A 17,157-nucleotide genomic window follows, 5' to 3' on the forward strand; every position below is an offset into this window, starting at 1 on the left:
GCACTTGCTGATGCTGCATCGGCACCCCGAAACGAGAACCCCATCCCGATGACCACCGCCAATTTCCGCCGTACCAAAATCCTCGCCACGCTCGGCCCGGCGACCGATCAGCCCGGCGTACTGGCCCAGATCATCGAAGCCGGCGTCAATGTGGTGCGCATGAACTTCTCGCACGGTACCGCCGAGCAGCATGCCGAGCGGGTGACCCGGGTGCGCGAGATCGCCGCCAGCCTCGGGCGTGAAGTCGGCATTCTGGCCGATCTGCAGGGACCGAAGATCCGCATCGAGAAATTCGCCAAAGACAAAGTCCACCTGGTCAACGGCAGCGAATTCCGTCTGGTCTGCCGCGCCGATGCCCCGCTGGGCGATGAAACCCAGGTCGGTGTCAGTTACCTCGGTCTGGTCAAGGATGTCGCGCCCGGCGATACGCTGCTGCTGGACGACGGGCTGGTTGCCCTGATGGTCAAAGCGCTCGACGGCGACACCATCGTCACCGAAGTGCTGGCCGGCGGCGCGCTGTCCAACCGCAAAGGCCTGAACCGTCTTGGCGGCGGGCTTTCGCTCGATGCCCTGTCCGAGCAGGACAAGGAACACATCGCCATCGCTGCCAAGCTCGATGTCGATTTCCTGGCAGTTTCGTTCTGCCGCAGCGCGGCCGATATCGAACTGGCGCGCTCGATTGCGCTCAGCCACGGATCCTATGCCCACATCGTGGCCAAAATCGAGCGTGCCGAAGCCATCGAACGCCTGGTGGAAATCACCCAGGCCAGCGATGTGGTGATGGTCGCCCGCGGCGATCTGGGCGTGGAAATCGGCGATGCCGAGCTGCCCGGCCTGCAGAAACTGATCATCAAGACCGCGCTGGAATGCAACAAAGTGGTGATCACCGCCACCCAGATGCTGCAGTCGATGGTCGACAATCCGATCCCGACCCGTGCCGAAGTGCTGGATGTGGCCAACTCGGTCATCGACGGCACCGACGCCGTCATGCTGTCCGCTGAGACCGCCTCCGGCGCCTATCCGGTCAAGGCCGTGGAGGCGATGAACCGCATCTGCCTCGGCGCCGAGCGCCAGTTCAAGCACGACACCGATTTCGAGGCGGCTCCGCGCGATCTGGAGCGCGTCGACCAGGCCATCGCGATGTCGGCCATGTTCATTGCCGAACACATCCAGTTGCGCGGCATCATCGCGCTGACCGAGTCCGGCGGCACTGCCCGCTATCTGTCGCGCTTCCGCGCCAATGTTCCCCTGTTCGGCTTGTCGCGCTTCGGTTACGCCCGCCGGCGCATGGCCCTGATGCGCGATGTCGCGCCGGTGAATTTCGATTCCGAAGGCCAGTCCATGCGGGTCGCCGCCCGCAAAGCCATCAAGCAGCTGTTCGATCAGGGCTATCTTGCCTCAGGCGACCGTGTGCTGATTACCAGCGGTGATCACATGGAGCAGCACGGCGCCACCAACACCCTGCGTCTGCTGGCGGTGGGCGAGGGCGGCCGGACCGAAGGGCTGGGCGACCTGTAAGCCCGGCGGTCCATGGCCATGGGGTATAATATCGCCACCCCAACCACCCTCGGATCGCCCTCATGAGCATCGACCAACTCCCCGAAATCGCCCAAGCCATGGTTGCCCGCGGCAAAGGCATCATCGCCATTGACGAATCCAACGCCACCATCAAGAAGCGCTTTGATACCGTGGGTGTGGAAAACACCGAAGAAAACCGCCGCGCCTACCGCGAAATGCTGCTGACCACGCCGGGTCTGGGCGAACATATTTCCGGTGCGATTCTGTACGACGAAACCCTGCGCCAGAAAACCAAGGACGGCGTGCCGTTCACCAAGGTCATGATGGATAACGGCATCCTGCCGGGCATCAAGGTCGACAAAGGCACCACCCCGCTGGCCGGCTTTCCGGGCGAAGTGGTCACCGACGGCCTCGATGGTCTGCGCGAGCGCCTGAATGAATACGCCGGCCTCGGCGCCAAGTTCGCCAAATGGCGCGCCGTCATCAACATCAACATCGAAGACGGCATGCCGTCCGATACCTGCATCGAGGCCAATGCCCACGCGCTGGCCCGTTATGCCGCCCTGTGCCAGGAAGCGGGCATCGTGCCGATGGTGGAGCCGGAAGTAATCATGGACGGCGAGCATGATATCGACGACTGCTTCGTGGTCACCGAGAAAGTGCTGCGCGCGCTGTTCAATGCCCTGTACCAGCACAATGTGATGCTGGAAGGCACCATCCTGAAAGCCAGCATGGTCATCCCGGGCAAGGACTGTCCGGACCAGGCCCCGGTCGAAGACGTTGCCGACTACACCGTGCAATGCCTGAAATCCGCGGTTCCCGCCGCCTTGCCGGGCATCGTGTTCCTGTCCGGCGGCCAATCCGACGAAGCTGCCACCGCGCATCTGAACGAAATGAACAAACAGGAAAACCTGCCTTGGCCGCTGAGCTTCAGCTACGGCCGCGCCATGCAGTCGGCCGCCCTGAAGATCTGGGGTCAGGACATCGTCAACAATGTCGCCAAGGCCCAGGAAACCGTACACGCCCGTGCGCGTGACAACGGTCTGGCAGCTATGGGTGAGTGGAAGTAAGACCTGCCGCACAGTTCCTCCGGAAACGCCGGCTTGCCGGCGTTTTCTTTACATGTCGTTAACGGTAGCGACGACCAAGCCGTTTATAATCGAAGGCATGACCTTGAAGGATTTCCCCATGCGTTTTGTACTGATGGCATCGGTTCTGTTGATGACGGCCTGCAGCAGCGGTGACGTCGGTTCCGGCAAGGAAGGCGGTCCTCCGGCCACGGTCACCGTGGTGCGTGTCGCCCCGGAAACCTGGAGTGACCGCATTCAGGCCATCGGTACCGCCAAGGCCAGAGATTCCGTGGTCATCGCGGCCAAGCAGTCCGAACGAATCGCGGCCGTCCGCTTCGAAAGCGGACAGCGGGTCGCCAAAGGCCAGGTGCTCGTCGAATTGGATGCTGGCACGGTCAAAGCCGAGCTGGCCGAAGCCCAGGCCAATCTGAACGATTTGAACGCGCAGGTCGCGCGTCTGCAGAATCTGCAGAGCCGGCAGCTGGTCGCCAAAAGCCAGCTTGATACCGTGATGGCTTCCCGCAATGCGGCAAGGGCGCGGGTACAGGCCGCTCAGGAACGTCTGAATGACCGCATCATCCGCGCGCCGTTTTCCGGCGTGCTGGGACTGCGTCAGGTCAGCCAAGGCCAGTTCGTCAATGCCGGTGCGGTCATGGTCAATCTGGATGATCTCGATCATCTCTGGGTGGATTTCCCCGTTCCGGAAAGTCTGCTGCCGCAGCTGAAAACCGGCATGACCCTTGAACTGCAGGCCGATGCCGCTCCCGGCCAGACATTGCCGGCGCGTGTCGTCGGCATTGATTCCCGGGTGGATGTCGCGACCCGCGCCATCATGGTCCGCGGCGCCATCGACAATGCCGCCGGGCTGGTCCGTCCGGGCATGCTGATGCGGGTTTCCCTGCAGCAGGAGGCCGTGCAGGCGCTGGTGGTTCCGGAGCTGGCCGTGCAACAGGTCGGTAACCGCACTTTCGTGTTCGTGGCGAACACGGACGGCACCGCCGCCAGCCGGGACATTCGGATCGGCAGTCGGCATCTGGGCAAGGCGGTGGTCCTTGAAGGCCTGAAGTCCGGTGAAAACGTGGTTCTGGACGGGACCTCGAAGCTGCGTGACGGCCAGAAGCTGAAAGTGGTTCCGGCCACGCCATGATCCTGTCCGACATCTCGATCAAGCGTCCGGTGTTCGCGGCGGTGATCAGCCTGATGCTGGTGACCGTCGGTCTGATCGCGTTCACCCGGCTTCCGCTGCGCGAGCTGCCGAACATCGATCCGCCGGTGGTATCCATCGATGTGAATTATCCCGGGGCCGCCGCTGGTGTGGTGGAAACGCGCGTGACCCAGGTACTGGAAGACGCGGTTGCCGGCATCGAGGGCGTCGATCTGGTCACCAGCTCCTCGCGCAACGGCCGCGCTTCGGTCAATCTCGAATTCACCCTCGAACGCGATATCGAATCCGCCGCCAACGATGTGCGCGATGCGGTCAGCCGCGTCGCCGACCGCCTGCCGGAAGAGGCCGATGCGCCGCAGGTGGCCAAGGTGGAAGCCGATGCCGAGGTCATCATCTGGATCCGCGTCATCCAACACGGTGCCGACTCGCTCGCCCTGACCGATTACGCCGACCGCTATCTGGTCGACCGTTTCTCCAGTATCCCGGGCGTGGCCCAGGTGCGGCTGTCCGGCGGACAGCGCTATGCCATGCGGGTCTGGCTGAATGATGAGGCCCTGGCGGCACGCGGACTGACCGTTGCCGATGTCGAAAACGCACTGCGCCGTGAAAATCTCGAATTGCCCGCCGGCCGTCTGGAGTCGCAGGACCGCGACTTCCTGTTGCGGGTGAACCGCGGATTCGATTCTCCGGCCGCTTTCCAGAAACTGGTGGTGAAAACCCTGCCGGACGGGCAAAGCATCCTGCTTGCGGACGTCGCCCGCATCGCCCGCGAGTCGGCCGACCGCCGCGCCTGGTTCCGCGGCAACGGCGAGCCGCAGCTTGCGCTCGGCATCGTGAAGACCTCCACCGCCAACTCGCTGCAGGTTTCGCGCGACGTCCGCGCCGAAATCGACCGGATCAACCCGGGCCTGCCGAAAGGCATGAGCATGGGCATCAATTTCGACACCACGGTGTTCATCGATGCCGCAGTCGAGAAGGTCTACAGCACGCTGTTCGAGGCCATCGCGCTGGTGCTGCTGGTGATCTGGCTGTTCCTCGGCAGCGTGCGCGCCTCGCTGATTCCAGCGGTGACGGTGCCGGTCTGCCTGATGGCCGCCTTCATCGCGCTCTGGTTGTTCGGCTACTCCATCAATCTGCTGACCCTGCTGGCGCTGGTGCTGTGCATCGGGCTGGTGGTCGATGACGCCATTGTGGTGCTTGAAAATGCCCAACGCCGCATCGATGCCGGTGAGCCGCCGATGCTCGGGGCCTTCCGCGGCACCCGCCAGGTCGCCTTCGCGGTCATCGCCACCACCGCCGTACTGGTAGCGGTGTTCCTGCCGATGGCGTTCATTGAAGGCAACAACGGCCGCCTGTTCCGCGAGCTTGCGGTGACCATGGCCAGCGCCATCGCCATTTCAGCGGTTGTCGCGCTGACCCTGACGCCGATGATGTGCTCGCTGATCCTCAGACCCCACAAGGCCGGAGCGACCGGCTTTGAAGCCCGCATCAACCGCATTCTCGAAAGCGTGACACACGCCTATACCGACCGCATGCGGACCCTGTTGGGCAAACGCGGCGCGATGGGCTTCGCGATGCTGGCCATTCTGGGCGTGAGCGCCATGCTCTACATGCTGGTTCCCAAGGAGTTGGCGCCGGCGGAAGACCGCGGTGTCTTCTTCGTCTCGGTCAACGGGCCCGAGGGCGCGGGTTTTGATTACACGGTCAAACAGATGGAGCAGGTCCAGGCCCAACTGATGGCCTTGCGTGAAAAGAGCCAATCCATCGACCGCATCAATGCCGTGGTGCCCGGCGGTTTCGGGCCGAGCGAGGAAATGCATACCGGGCGTGCGACGGTGCTGCTGAAACCGTGGAAGGACCGGGACATGGACACCTCGGCGGTGGTCGAGGAAACCCGCAAACTGCTGTCCAAGATTCCGGGCGTGCAGGCCCGTCCGCAGCAGCCGACCGGTCTGGTTCGCGGCCGTGGCCAGCCGGTGCAGCTGGTGCTGCAGGGCTCGGATTACAACGAGCTGGTGCAGTGGCGCGATCGTCTGCTCAAGCGCATGGAAGAAAACCCGAACCTGACCGGCCCGGATTCGGATTACAAGGAAACGCGGCCGCAGCTGCGCCTCGACATCAACCGCGAACGCGCGGCGGCTCTGGGGGTTTCGAATCAGGAAATCGGCCGCACGCTGGAAAGTCTGCTCGGCTCACGCCGCGTCGGCACCTACATCGAGGACGGCGAGGAATACGACGTGATCGTCCAGGCCGCCGCCGAGCAGCGCCGGTCACCCTCGGATCTTCTGGCCATCCATGTCCGCACCGGCGGCGGCCAGCTGGTTCCGCTCGCTTCCGTGATCGATGTGCGTGAGTTGGCCGAGCCCGGCAGTTTCAACCGCTTCAACCGCCTGCGTGCCATCACCGTATCGGCCGGACTCAAGCCGGAGGCCAATCTGGGCAAGGAACTCGATTGGCTCAGAACGGTGGCCAAGGATGAACTGCCCGGCACCGTGCAGATCGATTTCAAGGGCGACTCGCGGGAGTACCTGCAGTCCGGACAGGCGGTGATGATCACTTTCGCCTTGGCCCTGCTGGTCGTTTATCTGGTGCTGGCGGCGCAGTTCGAAAGCCTGATCCATCCGTTGGTGATCCTGTTGACCGTACCGATGGCGGTGTTCGGCGCCCTGCTCGGACTGTGGATCATGGGCGGCAGCCTCAACCTGTTCAGCCAGGTCGGCATCATCATGCTGATCGGCCTTGCCGCCAAAAACGGCATCCTTATCGTCGAGTTCGCCAATCAGCGCCGCGATGCCGGATTGGACATCGAGGCGGCCATCATCGAAGCGGCCTCGGTGCGCCTGCGCCCGATTCTGATGACCTCCATCGCTACCGCGGCCGGCGCATTGCCGCTGATGCTGGGCAGCGGTCCGGGTTCGGGATCGCGTCAGGCCATCGGTATCGTGGTCGTGTTCGGCGTGCTGAGCGCCACCGCGCTGACCCTGTTCATCGTGCCGGTGATGTACCGTTGGCTGGCACCGTACACGCAGTCGCCCGAACAGCGCGGCCGCGATCTGAGCCGGCAGGAAGCCGCGATGCCGGATGCTGAAGGCGCATTGCATTGAACCATCGCATAATGGCGAACAGGGGTAATTCATGACCGACCCGAAAGACAGACACCCGCTTTACCGCGGCCCGGGGCAGAACCGCGATGACGCCCGCGCTCCGCGTCCACCGCGCCGTGATGGGCCGCATAATCCGCGTGAGCCTCAGCGCGCCGAGCGCAGCGGACCGCGTCCGCCGCGCCGCGATGACGCGGTCGTGCATGACGAAGCACGGCCGGCCAAACCGAAGGAATTCCGCATCTACGGCCTGAATGCCTGTCTGGCCGCGTTCAAAGCGCGTCCGGATGATCTCCGCAAGCTCTGGCTGCTGTCGTCGCGCATTCCCAAGCTGCAGGAGCTGCTGGCGTTCTGCGTCAAGAACCGCATCGGTTACAACGTGGTGGAAAACGAAGATCTCGAGAAACTCACCGGCAGTGCCCACCATGAAGGCATCTGCATGGCCATGCTGCCGCAGCCGGAATTGAATCTGTCGCAGTGGCTGATGACCGCGCCGGATGGCCGTTGCCTGCTGCTCTGGCTGGACGGCGTCGGCAATCCGCATAATCTCGGCGCCATCATGCGCTCCGCGGCGCATTTCGGGGTTCGGGCCATTCTGCTGCCGAAAGCATCGAGCCTGAGTCATTCCGGAGCCGCCGCTCGCGTCGCCGAGGGCGCGGCCGAGCACGTGCCGCTGATCCGGCTTGGACGCACGGATAACGCCATCGCGCAATTGGCCTCGGCCGGCTTCAGTCTGGTCAGTACCGTGGTGCGGGGCGGCAGCGATGTGTTCAAGGCCGATCTGCCGCCGCGTTGTGTTCTGGTGATGGGCGCCGAGCAGACCGGCGTCGACAGCGAACTGCTGGCTGCCAGCCCGCTGCGGGTGGAGGTGCCGGGAACAGGGCAGGTCGAAAGTCTCAATGTCTCGGCGGCCGCGGCGGTACTGCTTGCCGAATGGTGCCGCCAGAACGCATCCTGATTCTGATAGGATGAAAGCCATGCGCAGCAATGCGTGCATGGCGGAAGACGGGGGAAATCCACGCATGCTTGGACGAATTCGGGAAATGACCGCATTGTTCCTGTTGCTGGCTGCCCAGCAGCTGATGGCCGTGGCGCCGCCGCCCGCCGCCATCGACATCGAAACCCTCGGTTATCCCCGTCTGGATCTGTTCGATTCCGGCGACGGACTGCCGAACCTCACCATCGTTTCAGTCAGCGCTACCGATGATGGCCATATCTGGGCCGGGACCATGCGCGGTCTTGCCCGTTTCAACGGACTGCGTTTCGTACCGGTGGCCCTGCCCGGCGATGACGGGCATCCGGATGTCATCAGCTCGGTGCTTGCGCTCGACAACCGGCAGGTGTGGGTGGCGCCGCTGAACCGGGGCGTGTATCTCTGGAATGGGACGGCCTGGCGGCATTTCAAACCCGGCAAGGACTTTCCGGGCTACGACGTGCGCCGGTTGCGTGCTTTCAACACCCGTGACGGCATGCGTGTATTCGCCACCACCAACGAGGGCGTGGTCGCGGTCTGGGACGGGAAACGATGGAGCGAGCTGCGGGTGAAATACAAGCTGCGCGGCGGAGAGATCTTCGATCTGCTCTACCTTCCCGGACACCATGTCGAAGAGGATGTGCTGTGGATCGGAAGTTATGAATCCGGCCTCATCCGCTGCATCGGCCTGGCCGCCTGTGAACAGTTGCCCATCCCCGGCGAGCCGCGTGCTTTCGAAATCAGCAGCCTGCGCGCGCTGCGCGAAGCCGATGGCAGCAGCAGTATCTGGATCGGCAGTTACGGCGGCGGCGTGGCCCGCTTTCATGACGGCCAGTGGCAGCGGTTCCGGGCCGAAGACGGCGATCTGACCAGCAATTTCGTTCACGATATCGAGATCATCGCGGAGAAAGGCCGCAGTCCCGAAGTGTGGGTCGGTTCGCGCAACGGTTTTTCCAGTTACCGTGACGGCCGCTGGCAGCGTTTCGAAGACCAGAGCAACCTGCGCGCCATCCGGGTCTGGAGTCTGGCCAAAGGCAGGGATGATGACGGCCGGCCGCAGCTTTGGGCCGGCACCGACAACGGGGCCACGCGTTTGCATGTGCGCGGCGACCTTCGTACCGTACGGCGCCTCAGTGAAGACAGCAACGGCGTCTGGGCAGTCCGTTTCGAGACCGATCCGGATGGCACCGAACGGCTTTGGCTGGGCAGCGACGGCGAGGGGCTCTGGCGTTACCAGTTCGGCGCGTGGACCCAGTTCGGCCGTGCCGATGGCCTGCCCGGGGATATCGTCCGCAGCATTTCGCGGCTTGCCGACGGCACCCTGTGGGTCGGCATGTGGAACGGTGAAATCGCAGTCATGAAAGACGGACGTTTCCGGACCCTGGATACGCCCTGGGACAAAGGCGATCAGCAGGCCGTCACGGCTTTCCTGCCTGACAAGCGCGGCGGCATGTGGGTCGGATTGCGAAAAAACGGCGTCGCCTACTATGACGGCGTCAACTGGCGTTGGTTCGATGTCAAAGGCAGCGGCGCGCCCGATTTCGTGCTCGGGCTGGTCAATACCGGCAGCGATGCCGATCCGGTGATCTGGGCCAGCAGCAAGGGTGATGGCCTCGGGCGCTTCCAGGGCGGCCAGTGGCGCCGCTTCACCACCTGGAACAGCGAGCTGCCGGATAACGAACTGTCCACCGTCAATGTCTATCCCGATGCACAGGGCCGCCCCGTGCTGTGGATCGGCTCACGCAACAAGGGTCTGCTGCGTGTCGATGTCAGCAATCCGGCGCAGCCGGCAATGGTGCGTTCCCCGGCCCTGCCGGCAACGCCGCATCCCTATGTGTACGGTGCGGTGCGCAACGCCAGGGGCGACATGGCGGTATGTACCGATTACGGCGCCGCCTATTGGCGTAATGACGGCAAGGGAGGCTTCCGTGCGGTCGATTACCACCGCGTCAACGGGCTGCCGCACGATGAGTGCAATGCCGGTGCGCTGTCCTTCGACAGCCGTGGCCGCGCCTGGGTCGGCACCATCGGCGGTGCGGCGGTACTCACGCCCGATTCGACACGCAGCGGCCGTGCAAAGCTCGGCCTGGAACGGCTGCGGATCGATCATGTCGAATACCCGGTACACGCCGGTGGACTGGAATTCATTGCCCCGGGACCGAATGCCGGCATTGAAGTGGAGTTCGCCCTGCTGACCGGCGAACGTGAGGCGGAGTCGCTTTACCGGACCCAGATCATCGGTCTCGAACCCGCCCCGGGCCCTTGGCTGCAGAGCAACCAGCGCAGCTTCACCAGTGTTCCGTCGGGAGACTACCGGCTCCGCATCGAGGCACGCGATTACAGCGGACATGCGGCACAGCCTCTGGAACTGAGTCTGCATGTGCCCACGCCATGGTGGCGCACGGGTTGGATTCTGTTCCTGATCGGCCTGGGCATCGTGTATCTGATCTGGCTGCTCATGGGCTGGCGCGAGCGTCTGCTGCGCCGCCGTGAAAGCGAGCTGCGCAAACTGGTCGGCATCCGGACCGGCGAACTCGAACTGCGCGGCCGCGAGCTGCGCCGCATGAACGACGAACTGACCCGGCTGTCCTATCACGATCCCTTGACCGATGTCGCCAACCGGAGGAAATTGCTGGAGCAGCTCGATGCCTGCTGGCTGGACGCCCAGGTCGACGGCCGCAGCATCGGTTTTATCCTGCTCGATGCCGATGATTTCAAAGCCGTGAATGACATCTACGGCCACCTGCGGGGGGATGAATGCCTGCAAATGATTGCCGGTTGTCTGACGTCGGTGCTTGCCGATACCCCGTATACGCTCGGCCGTTACGGCGGCGAGGAGTTCGGCGTGGTCCTGCCCGATTGCGACGAGGACCGTGCCATCGCCATCGCCGAGCGCTGCCGCAATGCGGTTGAACGCCTGAAGCTGGCCCACACCGGCAGCGCGCTCGGCTATGTGACCGTCAGCCTCGGTGTGGCCTGCATGCAGCCGGGCGCCGCATCGAGCAGCGATGTGCTGGTGGCCAAGGCCGACGGCGCACTCTATCTTGCAAAACGCCAAGGCAAGAACCGCGTGGTTTCCGCCGGCGCGGGCGACTGAACGACCCTCGATCAGGGTTGTGTTTTCGGCGGCTCGGGGGCGATATCCACCGCCGTTTCGGCAGCCATGTAGGCCAGTACCGCATAGGCGGCAACCTGCTGATCCAGATCCTTGGCATTGACCTTGTCGAGGGTGTCGTTGGCGGTATGGTGGTAGTCGAAGTAATCGGTACCGTCCTGTTGCAGCTCCGCCCAGGGCAGCCCGTACGGCACGCTCGGCCCCAGATCGGGACCGGCACTGCCGCCGCTGGCCTGCAGGGCGATGCCCAGCGGTGCCAGCAGCGTGCCGATGTGTTCGATCACCGGCCGTGATCCGGCCGAGACTCCGGCGTAAAGGGCATAGATGCGGCCTGCCCCGAAATCGCTCTCGGCGCCGAGCTGGTGGGACGGCATGGCGTCCTTCATCGCCTCGGCATAGGCTTTGCCGCCGAGCAGTCCCTGCTCTTCGTTGGCGAACGCGACCACCCGGATGCTGCGCTTGGGTGCCTGCTTCAGATCGCCGATGAGTGCACCGGCGGCCATGGTGATGGCAACGCCGGCACCGTCATCGATGGCGCCGGTGCCCAGATCCCAGGAATCGAGATGGCCACCGATGACCACCACTTCCGACGGCTTGCTGCGTCCGGTGATTTCACCGATGACGTTGTATTCGGTCTTGCTGCCGGTGAATCCGGCCTGGATGTTCATTTCCACGGTCACCGGTTTGCCGCGCCGCAGCATGTTCGCCAGCAGGTCGGCATCCGGAACCGAGAGCGCCGCCGCCGGAATCTTCGCCACGCCGTCCTCGTACTTCATCATCCCGGTGTGCGGCAGTCGGTCGGAATCGGTGCCGACCGAGCGGATCAGCAGGGCCGATGCCCCCTTGCGCGCCGCTTCGGAGGCGCCGGTGCGCCGCACGTTGCTGACCGGGCCGTAACCGCTGCCGTCTTTGGCGCGCAGCATTTTAAGATTGACGAATGCGATTTTCCCCGCCAGCGTGCCGTCCGGTACTGCTTTCAGAGCCTCAAGATCGGCAAACTCGACCACTTCCGCGCGCAGGTCGCCGCGGGTGCTTTCACTGCCGCCGAGCGCGGTCAGCACCAGGCGTTGCGGAAAAGGGCTGACGACGCGCGCCGATTCCGAGTGCCGTTGCCAGACCGGAAAAGTGACCGGCTGCAGCCAGACCTTGTCGTAACCGAGCGCCTTGAATTTCGCCTGCGCCCAGGCCGTGGCACGGTCATAGGCTTCGCTGCCGCCCATGCGCGGACCGACCTCGGTGGTCAGCGATTCGACGATTTCATACGCTCTGGATCCCCGCATGGCGTCATCGCGGAGCCGCTCCGCAGTCTTTTCGGCACGGGCATCGAGGCCGCTGCCGGCGGCAAACACGGTCTGGCAGGAAACGAACAGAAGCAGCGCGGCGGATATGCGCATCTCAATTCCCCTTGCCATGCAGCGCATCGCGGATTTCGGTCAACAGCTTCACTTCATCGCTCGGTTCGGCCGGCGCCGGCGGCGCGGCCTGTTCCTGGCGGCGGACACGGTTGATGGCTTTGATGGCGATGAAGATGACGAAGGCGATGATGGTGAAATCGACGATGGTCTGGATGAATGCGCCGTAATTGAGCAATACGGCCGGAGCCGTTTCCTTGCCGTCTGCACCGATGACCGCCGGACGCAGCAGCATGGACAGGCTCTTGAAGTCGGAACTGCCGATGACATAGGACACCGCCGGCATGATCAGGTCATTGACCAGCGAGGTCACGATTTTGCCGAAGGCCCCGCCGATCACCACGCCGACCGCAAGATCGATGACATTGCCGCGCAGCGCGAATTCCTTGAATTCCGAAAGTATGCTCATGATGCGTTTCTCCAGTGGTAGATCAGATGATGGTGCCGTGCAATTCCGCCACGCCCTGCAATTCGGCATGGAAACGGTCGCCATGGTTCAGCGCGGCCACGCCGGACGGCGTGCCCATGAAGATGAGGTCGCCGGGCTGCAGCAGGTAAAGTCCGGAAAGCGACAGCAGTATGTCGGTGACCGAAAAGATCATCTCTCCCAGATGGGCTTTCTGCCGCAGCGTGCCGTTGACGTGCAGGCTCAGCGCCGTATCCGCATCGATGACGGCCTGTGCCGCGGGAATGATGTCGCTGACCGGAGCCGAGGCGTCGAAGCCTTTGGACGTGTCCCAGGGCAGGCGTTTTTCCTTGGCGGCGGCCTGCAGATCGCGGCGGGTCAGATCCAGCCCGACGGCATAGCCGTACACGGCCTGCATGGCATTTCCGGGGGTCCAGTGCTCGGGAACCGCGGGGCCGAGTGCTACGACGAGTTCAACCTCATGATGCAGGTCATCGGTTGCGACGGGGTAGGGGATAAGCGGATTCTGAATGACGGCATCGGCCGGTTTCATGAAAAAAACGGGCTGGCCTTTCGGCGGCTCCGCGCCCATTTCCCGTGCGTGTTCGGCGAAGTTCCTGCCGACGCAGTAAATGCGGTGTACCGGAAAACGCTGCGTGCTGCCGGCGATGCCGATGCTGGCCTGATCCGGGGGCGGGAATGAATAATCCGTCATGAGGGCGTCCTGAAAAGCCCAGTTTAACGGGATTGGCGGATTATTTACAGTTCAGCGCGACAGGCTGATCGGTGATTTTTCGACCACGGTGTATTCACCATCGAGGACATCGCCGCCCGATTGAGAGGCGGCGGCTTTCTTGCCCAGGCGCTTGAGCAGGAAGCTGGCGATCAGCATGAATACGCCGACGAAGATCGCGAACACGCAGACGCCGAAAAGGAAGAACAGGCCGAGGACCGAGAATACGGCCTTCAACACCGGATTACGGGGTTTGTTGGGGCGGACCAGCAGAAGGCGGTGGAAAATATTGCGCATGGATGTGCTATAAAACCCGAGGAATCGACAGTATGCCGAGGCAGGGATTGGAAAGTGTAAATTGTTCGTTAATAGCGGTGCCGGTGCTTGAAAATGAGACGCCGGTCACAATCAACCCGTTGATCCACGGGGAAACAACACCGCTGATCGTCATCCGTACCGGCGATACCGTCCAGGTTTTCGGGAACTGTTGTCCGCATCAGGGACGCCGTCTGGATTACGCCCCGGACCGATTCCTGACCAAGGCGACGACTCTGGTCTGCGCGGCGCACGGCGCGGTTTTTTCCATGACCGATGGCCTGTGTCTGCAGGGGCCCTGCCGGGGAGAATCGCTGCGGTCCTATCAGTGCGCCTGGCAGGACGGCATCCTGCGGGTGGAATGGCCCGAAGCGGCGCGCTAGAACAGGATGTTGACGCCGATCACCGAAACCGCCAGAAACAGCAGCGTAATCGGCAATCCATTGCGCCACAGGTCGCGCGTCGTGTAGCCGGCCGGGCCGGCGATCATCGAAACCACCGGATTGGAATGGCTGATGAAATTATTGGAAGCGCACAGCGCGGCCAGGAAGGCGTAGGCCATCGGGTTGCCATCGGCCGCCAGTGCGATGTTGATGGCCATCGGGACCATGACCACGGTGGCGCCGACGTTGCCGATGACCAATGCCAGACAGGTGGTGAACACCGCCAGTGCCGTCTGGAACAGCCAGTCGGGCACACCGGATCCCAGGCGTTCGATGGTGTGCTGGGCCAGCCAGTTGGCGGCGCCGGTGGAGTCCATGGCGATACCGAGCGGTATCAGGCAGGCCATGGTGAACACGGTTTTCCAACTGATCGAAGCGTAGGCTTCCTCCATGTCGAGCACGCCGGTGACCACCATGAGTATCGCGCCCGCCATCAGTGCGATCGGCAGCGGCACCAGCGTGCTCAATGCCAGCAGCATGCTGCCGGCGAAGATGCCGAGCGCCACACGGAGTTTGTGCGGCCGCTGTTCCTGTTTCGGGTAATCGGTGATGACCACGAATTCCTTATTGGCGTTGCCCTGGGCCAGGTCATTCCAATTCGAATGGAACACCAGGATGTCGCCGGCACGGATCGGCAGGTTGCGGATGTTCCGGCGCAGGATCTTCTTGTCCCGGTTGATGGCCAGCAGACTGATGCCATAGCGTTTGCGCAGACGGAGTTCGGCCTGGGCCTTGCCGATGAACGGTGAATTGCTGGGAATCACCGCTTCGGAAATCCCGGAATGCGCGGGATTGAATAGATCGCCGAGCACGCGCAGGCGTTGCGAGAACTTCAGGCGCTTGTTGGAGGCGTAGGCACTGACCATCTCCGGCGTGCCCATCACGCCGAGGACGCTGCCGGCGGCCAAGCGCTCATCAGCCGGTGGCGCCATGCGCGATTCGGTGCCGCTGTGCAGTGCGAGGTAGAGCGGTGCGCCGATTTCAGCCTCGGCATCCCCGATGGTCATGCCGGCCAGCGGACTGTCCGGGGTCACTACCAGTTCATGCACATCACCCTCGATGCCGTAGGCCTTGGCGAAGTAATGCTCCGGAGTGTTGGGATTGACGTTGCTGCCGGTTTCCGGGAGAAACCCGAGATGCTTGCGGAAGCGGAAGTACAGCAGACCGAGGCCGAGCAGCACGGCGCCGATCGGCAGCGGCCGGAACATCGGAAGATCCTCCAGCATGGCCACCCCTGAGGGCAGATTCTGGTTCGCCGAACGCAGCAGGTCGTTCAACAGCATCAACGGCGAGTTGCCGATCATGGTCAGCTGCGCGCCGAGGATGATGCACGCGGCGATGGGCAGCAGCAATTGACCCAGACCCAGGCCGGTTCGGCTGGAAAGGCGCGCGGCAACCGGAAGAAACAGCGACGTGACGGCGGGATTCTGCATGAACCCGGACATGCCGCCGGCCGCCGCCGAGGTAATCAATACCAGCCGCTGCTCCTGGCCATTGGCGCGGCGAAGCAGCCAGCCGGCCAGCCGGTTGAGCGCGCCGGTGCGGTCGAGCGCGGCGCTGAGAATCATCGAGGCCATCACGCTGATTACCGCGTTACCGGCGAAGCCCTTGAACAGCTCGGTTTCGGAGACGATGCCGGTGAAGCCGAGGATGACCAATGCCAGCAGGGAAGCGGCATCGGCCCGGATGCGCTCGAACATCAGCATGGCGATGATGAAGCCGGTCAGACCCAGTACGATCAGCATGTCTTGTGTCAGGACCAGACCGCTATGCATGCGTGATTCGACTCCTATCGACGGGTGTACAGCAGATCCCAGACGCCATGGCCAAGTTTTAGGCCGCGGCTCTCGAAATGCGTCTGCCGGCGCCAGTCCGGACGTTCGACGCAATGGCGCGGTCCGTCCTTTGCCAGCAGCTCGGGTTCATTGTCACAGACTTCCCACATGTGCTCAACATATTCCTGCCAGTCGCTGGCCAGATGCAGACGCCCGCCGCGCTTGAGTTTGCGGCACAGCAGGGCAACGAAATCCGGCTGGATCAGACGGCGTTTATGGTGGCGTTTCTTGTGCCAGGGGTCGGGAAAGTAAATGCGCACTTCCGACAGGGATCCGTCCGCAATGCTGTCGCGCAGTACTTCCACGGCGTCGTGACGGTAGATGCGGACATTGCCCAAGCCGGCGACGGCCAGGGCGTTGAGTGCGCGACCCACACCGGGAGAATGCACTTCGATCCCGATGAAGTTGCGCTCCGGTTCATGGGTCGCCCCGTACAGCAGCTGCTCGCCGTTGCCGAATCCGATTTCGACGACCAGATCTGCCGGTCTGCCGAAGACCGTCCCGAAATCCACGGGTCTTCCGGTGTAATCCAAACCAAGCGATGGCCAATGCACGTCAAAGGCGCGTTTCTGCGATTCCGTGGCCCGGCCTTGGCGTAGCACGAAGCTGCGGATGCTGCGGACGGATTTTTCCGGGGAGTGGGATTCGTTATCCGCCATCAGAAGAACAGGCCATCCAGCGGGGATGAGGCGTTGGCATAACGCCGTTTTGGCATGCGACCGGCCAGAAAGGCCTCACGGCCGGCCTGCACGGCTTTGCACATCGCCGAAGCCATAAGAATCGGATCCTTCGCGGCGGCGATGGCGGTATTCATCAGCACGCCGTCACAACCGAGCTCCATGGCGATGGCTGCATCCGATGCGGTGCCGACACCGGCATCGACCAGAACCGGAACCGTGGCGTTTTCGATGATTTCGAGCAGGCTCCATTTGTTCTGGATGCCAAGCCCCGATCCGATCGGGGCCGCCAGCGGCATGATCGCCACGCAGCCGATCTGTTCGAGTTGTTTGGCGATGATCGGATCGTCCGAGGTGTACACCATCACATCGAAGCCGTCGGCCACCAGTTTTT

13 protein-coding genes and 1 pseudogene are annotated in these 17,157 nt (G+C 63.3%); 7 read left to right on the forward strand and 7 right to left on the reverse strand.

Annotation, left to right across the window (positions count from 1 at the left end):
* Window positions 1-48: 48 nt before the first annotated feature.
* The 6 genes from pyk to Q0W88_RS02275 all read left to right on the forward strand — a co-directional run bounded on the left by pyk (window position 49) and on the right by Q0W88_RS02275 (window position 10,924).
* Window positions 49-1,518, forward strand: coding sequence for a pyruvate kinase (gene pyk / locus Q0W88_RS02250; protein WP_297799558.1), 1,470 nt, complete (start codon window positions 49-51; stop codon window positions 1,516-1,518).
* A 62-nt stretch (window positions 1,519-1,580) separates the two neighbouring features.
* The gene (locus Q0W88_RS02255; RefSeq protein ID WP_297799560.1) at window positions 1,581-2,588 is read left to right on the forward strand and encodes a class I fructose-bisphosphate aldolase; all 1,008 of its coding nucleotides are present in this window, start codon (window positions 1,581-1,583) and stop codon (window positions 2,586-2,588) included.
* A 118-nt stretch (window positions 2,589-2,706) separates the two neighbouring features.
* Window positions 2,707-3,735: an efflux RND transporter periplasmic adaptor subunit gene (locus Q0W88_RS02260; protein ID WP_297799563.1), complete on the forward strand. Its 1,029-nt coding sequence runs from the start codon at window positions 2,707-2,709 to the stop codon at window positions 3,733-3,735.
* The gene (locus tag Q0W88_RS02265) at window positions 3,732-6,857 is read left to right on the forward strand and encodes an efflux RND transporter permease subunit (protein ID WP_297799566.1); all 3,126 of its coding nucleotides are present in this window, start codon (window positions 3,732-3,734) and stop codon (window positions 6,855-6,857) included. The genes Q0W88_RS02260 and Q0W88_RS02265 overlap by 4 nt, the downstream gene beginning before the upstream one ends.
* Before the next feature lie 31 nt (window positions 6,858-6,888).
* Window positions 6,889-7,812, forward strand: a complete 924-nt coding sequence (locus tag Q0W88_RS02270) for a TrmH family RNA methyltransferase (protein WP_297799569.1) — start codon at window positions 6,889-6,891, stop codon at window positions 7,810-7,812.
* Window positions 7,813-7,897: 85 nt separating this feature from the next.
* A complete protein-coding gene (locus Q0W88_RS02275; protein WP_297799572.1) occupies window positions 7,898-10,924 on the forward strand; it encodes a diguanylate cyclase in 3,027 nt (1,008 codons plus the stop codon).
* A gap of 11 nt (window positions 10,925-10,935) precedes the next feature.
* Here Q0W88_RS02275 and Q0W88_RS02280 read toward each other — a convergent pair whose 3' ends face one another.
* The 4 genes from Q0W88_RS02280 to Q0W88_RS02295 form a co-directional block, all read right to left on the reverse strand.
* Window positions 10,936-12,222, reverse strand: coding sequence for a M28 family peptidase (locus tag Q0W88_RS02280; RefSeq protein ID WP_297799591.1), 1,287 nt, complete (start codon window positions 12,220-12,222; stop codon window positions 10,936-10,938).
* A gap of 115 nt (window positions 12,223-12,337) precedes the next feature.
* The gene (gene mscL / locus Q0W88_RS02285; protein WP_297799574.1) at window positions 12,338-12,763 is read right to left on the reverse strand and encodes a large-conductance mechanosensitive channel protein MscL; all 426 of its coding nucleotides are present in this window, start codon (window positions 12,761-12,763) and stop codon (window positions 12,338-12,340) included.
* Between the two features lie 22 nt (window positions 12,764-12,785).
* The gene (locus Q0W88_RS02290) at window positions 12,786-13,475 is read right to left on the reverse strand and encodes a fumarylacetoacetate hydrolase family protein (protein WP_297799576.1); all 690 of its coding nucleotides are present in this window, start codon (window positions 13,473-13,475) and stop codon (window positions 12,786-12,788) included.
* Window positions 13,476-13,526: 51 nt separating this feature from the next.
* A complete protein-coding gene (locus Q0W88_RS02295; RefSeq protein ID WP_297799578.1) occupies window positions 13,527-13,790 on the reverse strand; it encodes a hypothetical protein in 264 nt (87 codons plus the stop codon).
* Between the two features lie 83 nt (window positions 13,791-13,873).
* On the opposite strand from Q0W88_RS02295, the gene Q0W88_RS02300 reads away from it, so the two are divergent.
* A complete protein-coding gene (locus Q0W88_RS02300; protein WP_297799580.1) occupies window positions 13,874-14,191 on the forward strand; it encodes a Rieske 2Fe-2S domain-containing protein in 318 nt (105 codons plus the stop codon).
* Here the strand turns inward: Q0W88_RS02300 and Q0W88_RS02305 are convergent.
* The 3 genes and pseudogenes from Q0W88_RS02305 to Q0W88_RS02315 all read right to left on the reverse strand — a co-directional run.
* Entirely contained in the window at window positions 14,188-16,026 is a 1,839-nt protein-coding gene (locus tag Q0W88_RS02305; RefSeq protein ID WP_297799583.1) for an SLC13 family permease, read from the reverse strand. The two genes, Q0W88_RS02300 and Q0W88_RS02305, sit on opposite strands and share 4 nt — an antisense overlap.
* 14 nt (window positions 16,027-16,040) lie before the next feature.
* Window positions 16,041-16,745 carry a tRNA (guanosine(46)-N7)-methyltransferase TrmB gene (gene trmB / locus Q0W88_RS02310; RefSeq protein WP_297799585.1) on the reverse strand — a complete coding sequence of 235 codons (705 nt, stop codon included), beginning with the start codon at window positions 16,743-16,745 and terminating at the stop codon, window positions 16,041-16,043.
* Window positions 16,745-17,157, reverse strand: a pseudogene (locus Q0W88_RS02315) (thiazole synthase); the annotation flags it as partial. The gene trmB and the pseudogene Q0W88_RS02315, both read right to left, overlap by 1 nt.

The organism is Arenimonas sp. GDDSR-1 (assembly GCF_025980345.1).
In the GTDB taxonomy this organism is placed as follows: Bacteria; Pseudomonadota; Gammaproteobacteria; order Xanthomonadales; family Xanthomonadaceae; genus Arenimonas.

What these genes read in the sequence shown, in the direction of transcription:
- pyk (WP_297799558.1), top strand. Translation starts at nt 49, where the DNA reads ATGACCACCGCCAATTTCCGCCGTACCAAAATCCTCGCCACGCTCGGC.
- Q0W88_RS02255 (WP_297799560.1), top strand. Translation starts at nt 1,581, where the DNA reads ATGAGCATCGACCAACTCCCCGAAATCGCCCAAGCCATGGTTGCCCGC.
- Q0W88_RS02260 (WP_297799563.1), top strand. Translation starts at nt 2,707, where the DNA reads ATGCGTTTTGTACTGATGGCATCGGTTCTGTTGATGACGGCCTGCAGC.
- Q0W88_RS02265 (WP_297799566.1), top strand. Translation starts at nt 3,732, where the DNA reads ATGATCCTGTCCGACATCTCGATCAAGCGTCCGGTGTTCGCGGCGGTG.
- Q0W88_RS02270 (WP_297799569.1), top strand. Translation starts at nt 6,889, where the DNA reads ATGACCGACCCGAAAGACAGACACCCGCTTTACCGCGGCCCGGGGCAG.
- Q0W88_RS02275 (WP_297799572.1), top strand. Translation starts at nt 7,898, where the DNA reads ATGACCGCATTGTTCCTGTTGCTGGCTGCCCAGCAGCTGATGGCCGTG.
- Q0W88_RS02280 (WP_297799591.1), bottom strand. Translation starts at nt 12,222, where the DNA reads ATGCGGGGATCCAGAGCGTATGAAATCGTCGAATCGCTGACCACCGAG.
- mscL (WP_297799574.1), bottom strand. Translation starts at nt 12,763, where the DNA reads ATGAGCATACTTTCGGAATTCAAGGAATTCGCGCTGCGCGGCAATGTC.
- Q0W88_RS02290 (WP_297799576.1), bottom strand. Translation starts at nt 13,475, where the DNA reads ATGACGGATTATTCATTCCCGCCCCCGGATCAGGCCAGCATCGGCATC.
- Q0W88_RS02295 (WP_297799578.1), bottom strand. Translation starts at nt 13,790, where the DNA reads ATGCGCAATATTTTCCACCGCCTTCTGCTGGTCCGCCCCAACAAACCC.
- Q0W88_RS02305 (WP_297799583.1), bottom strand. Translation starts at nt 16,026, where the DNA reads ATGCATAGCGGTCTGGTCCTGACACAAGACATGCTGATCGTACTGGGT.
- trmB (WP_297799585.1), bottom strand. Translation starts at nt 16,745, where the DNA reads ATGGCGGATAACGAATCCCACTCCCCGGAAAAATCCGTCCGCAGCATC.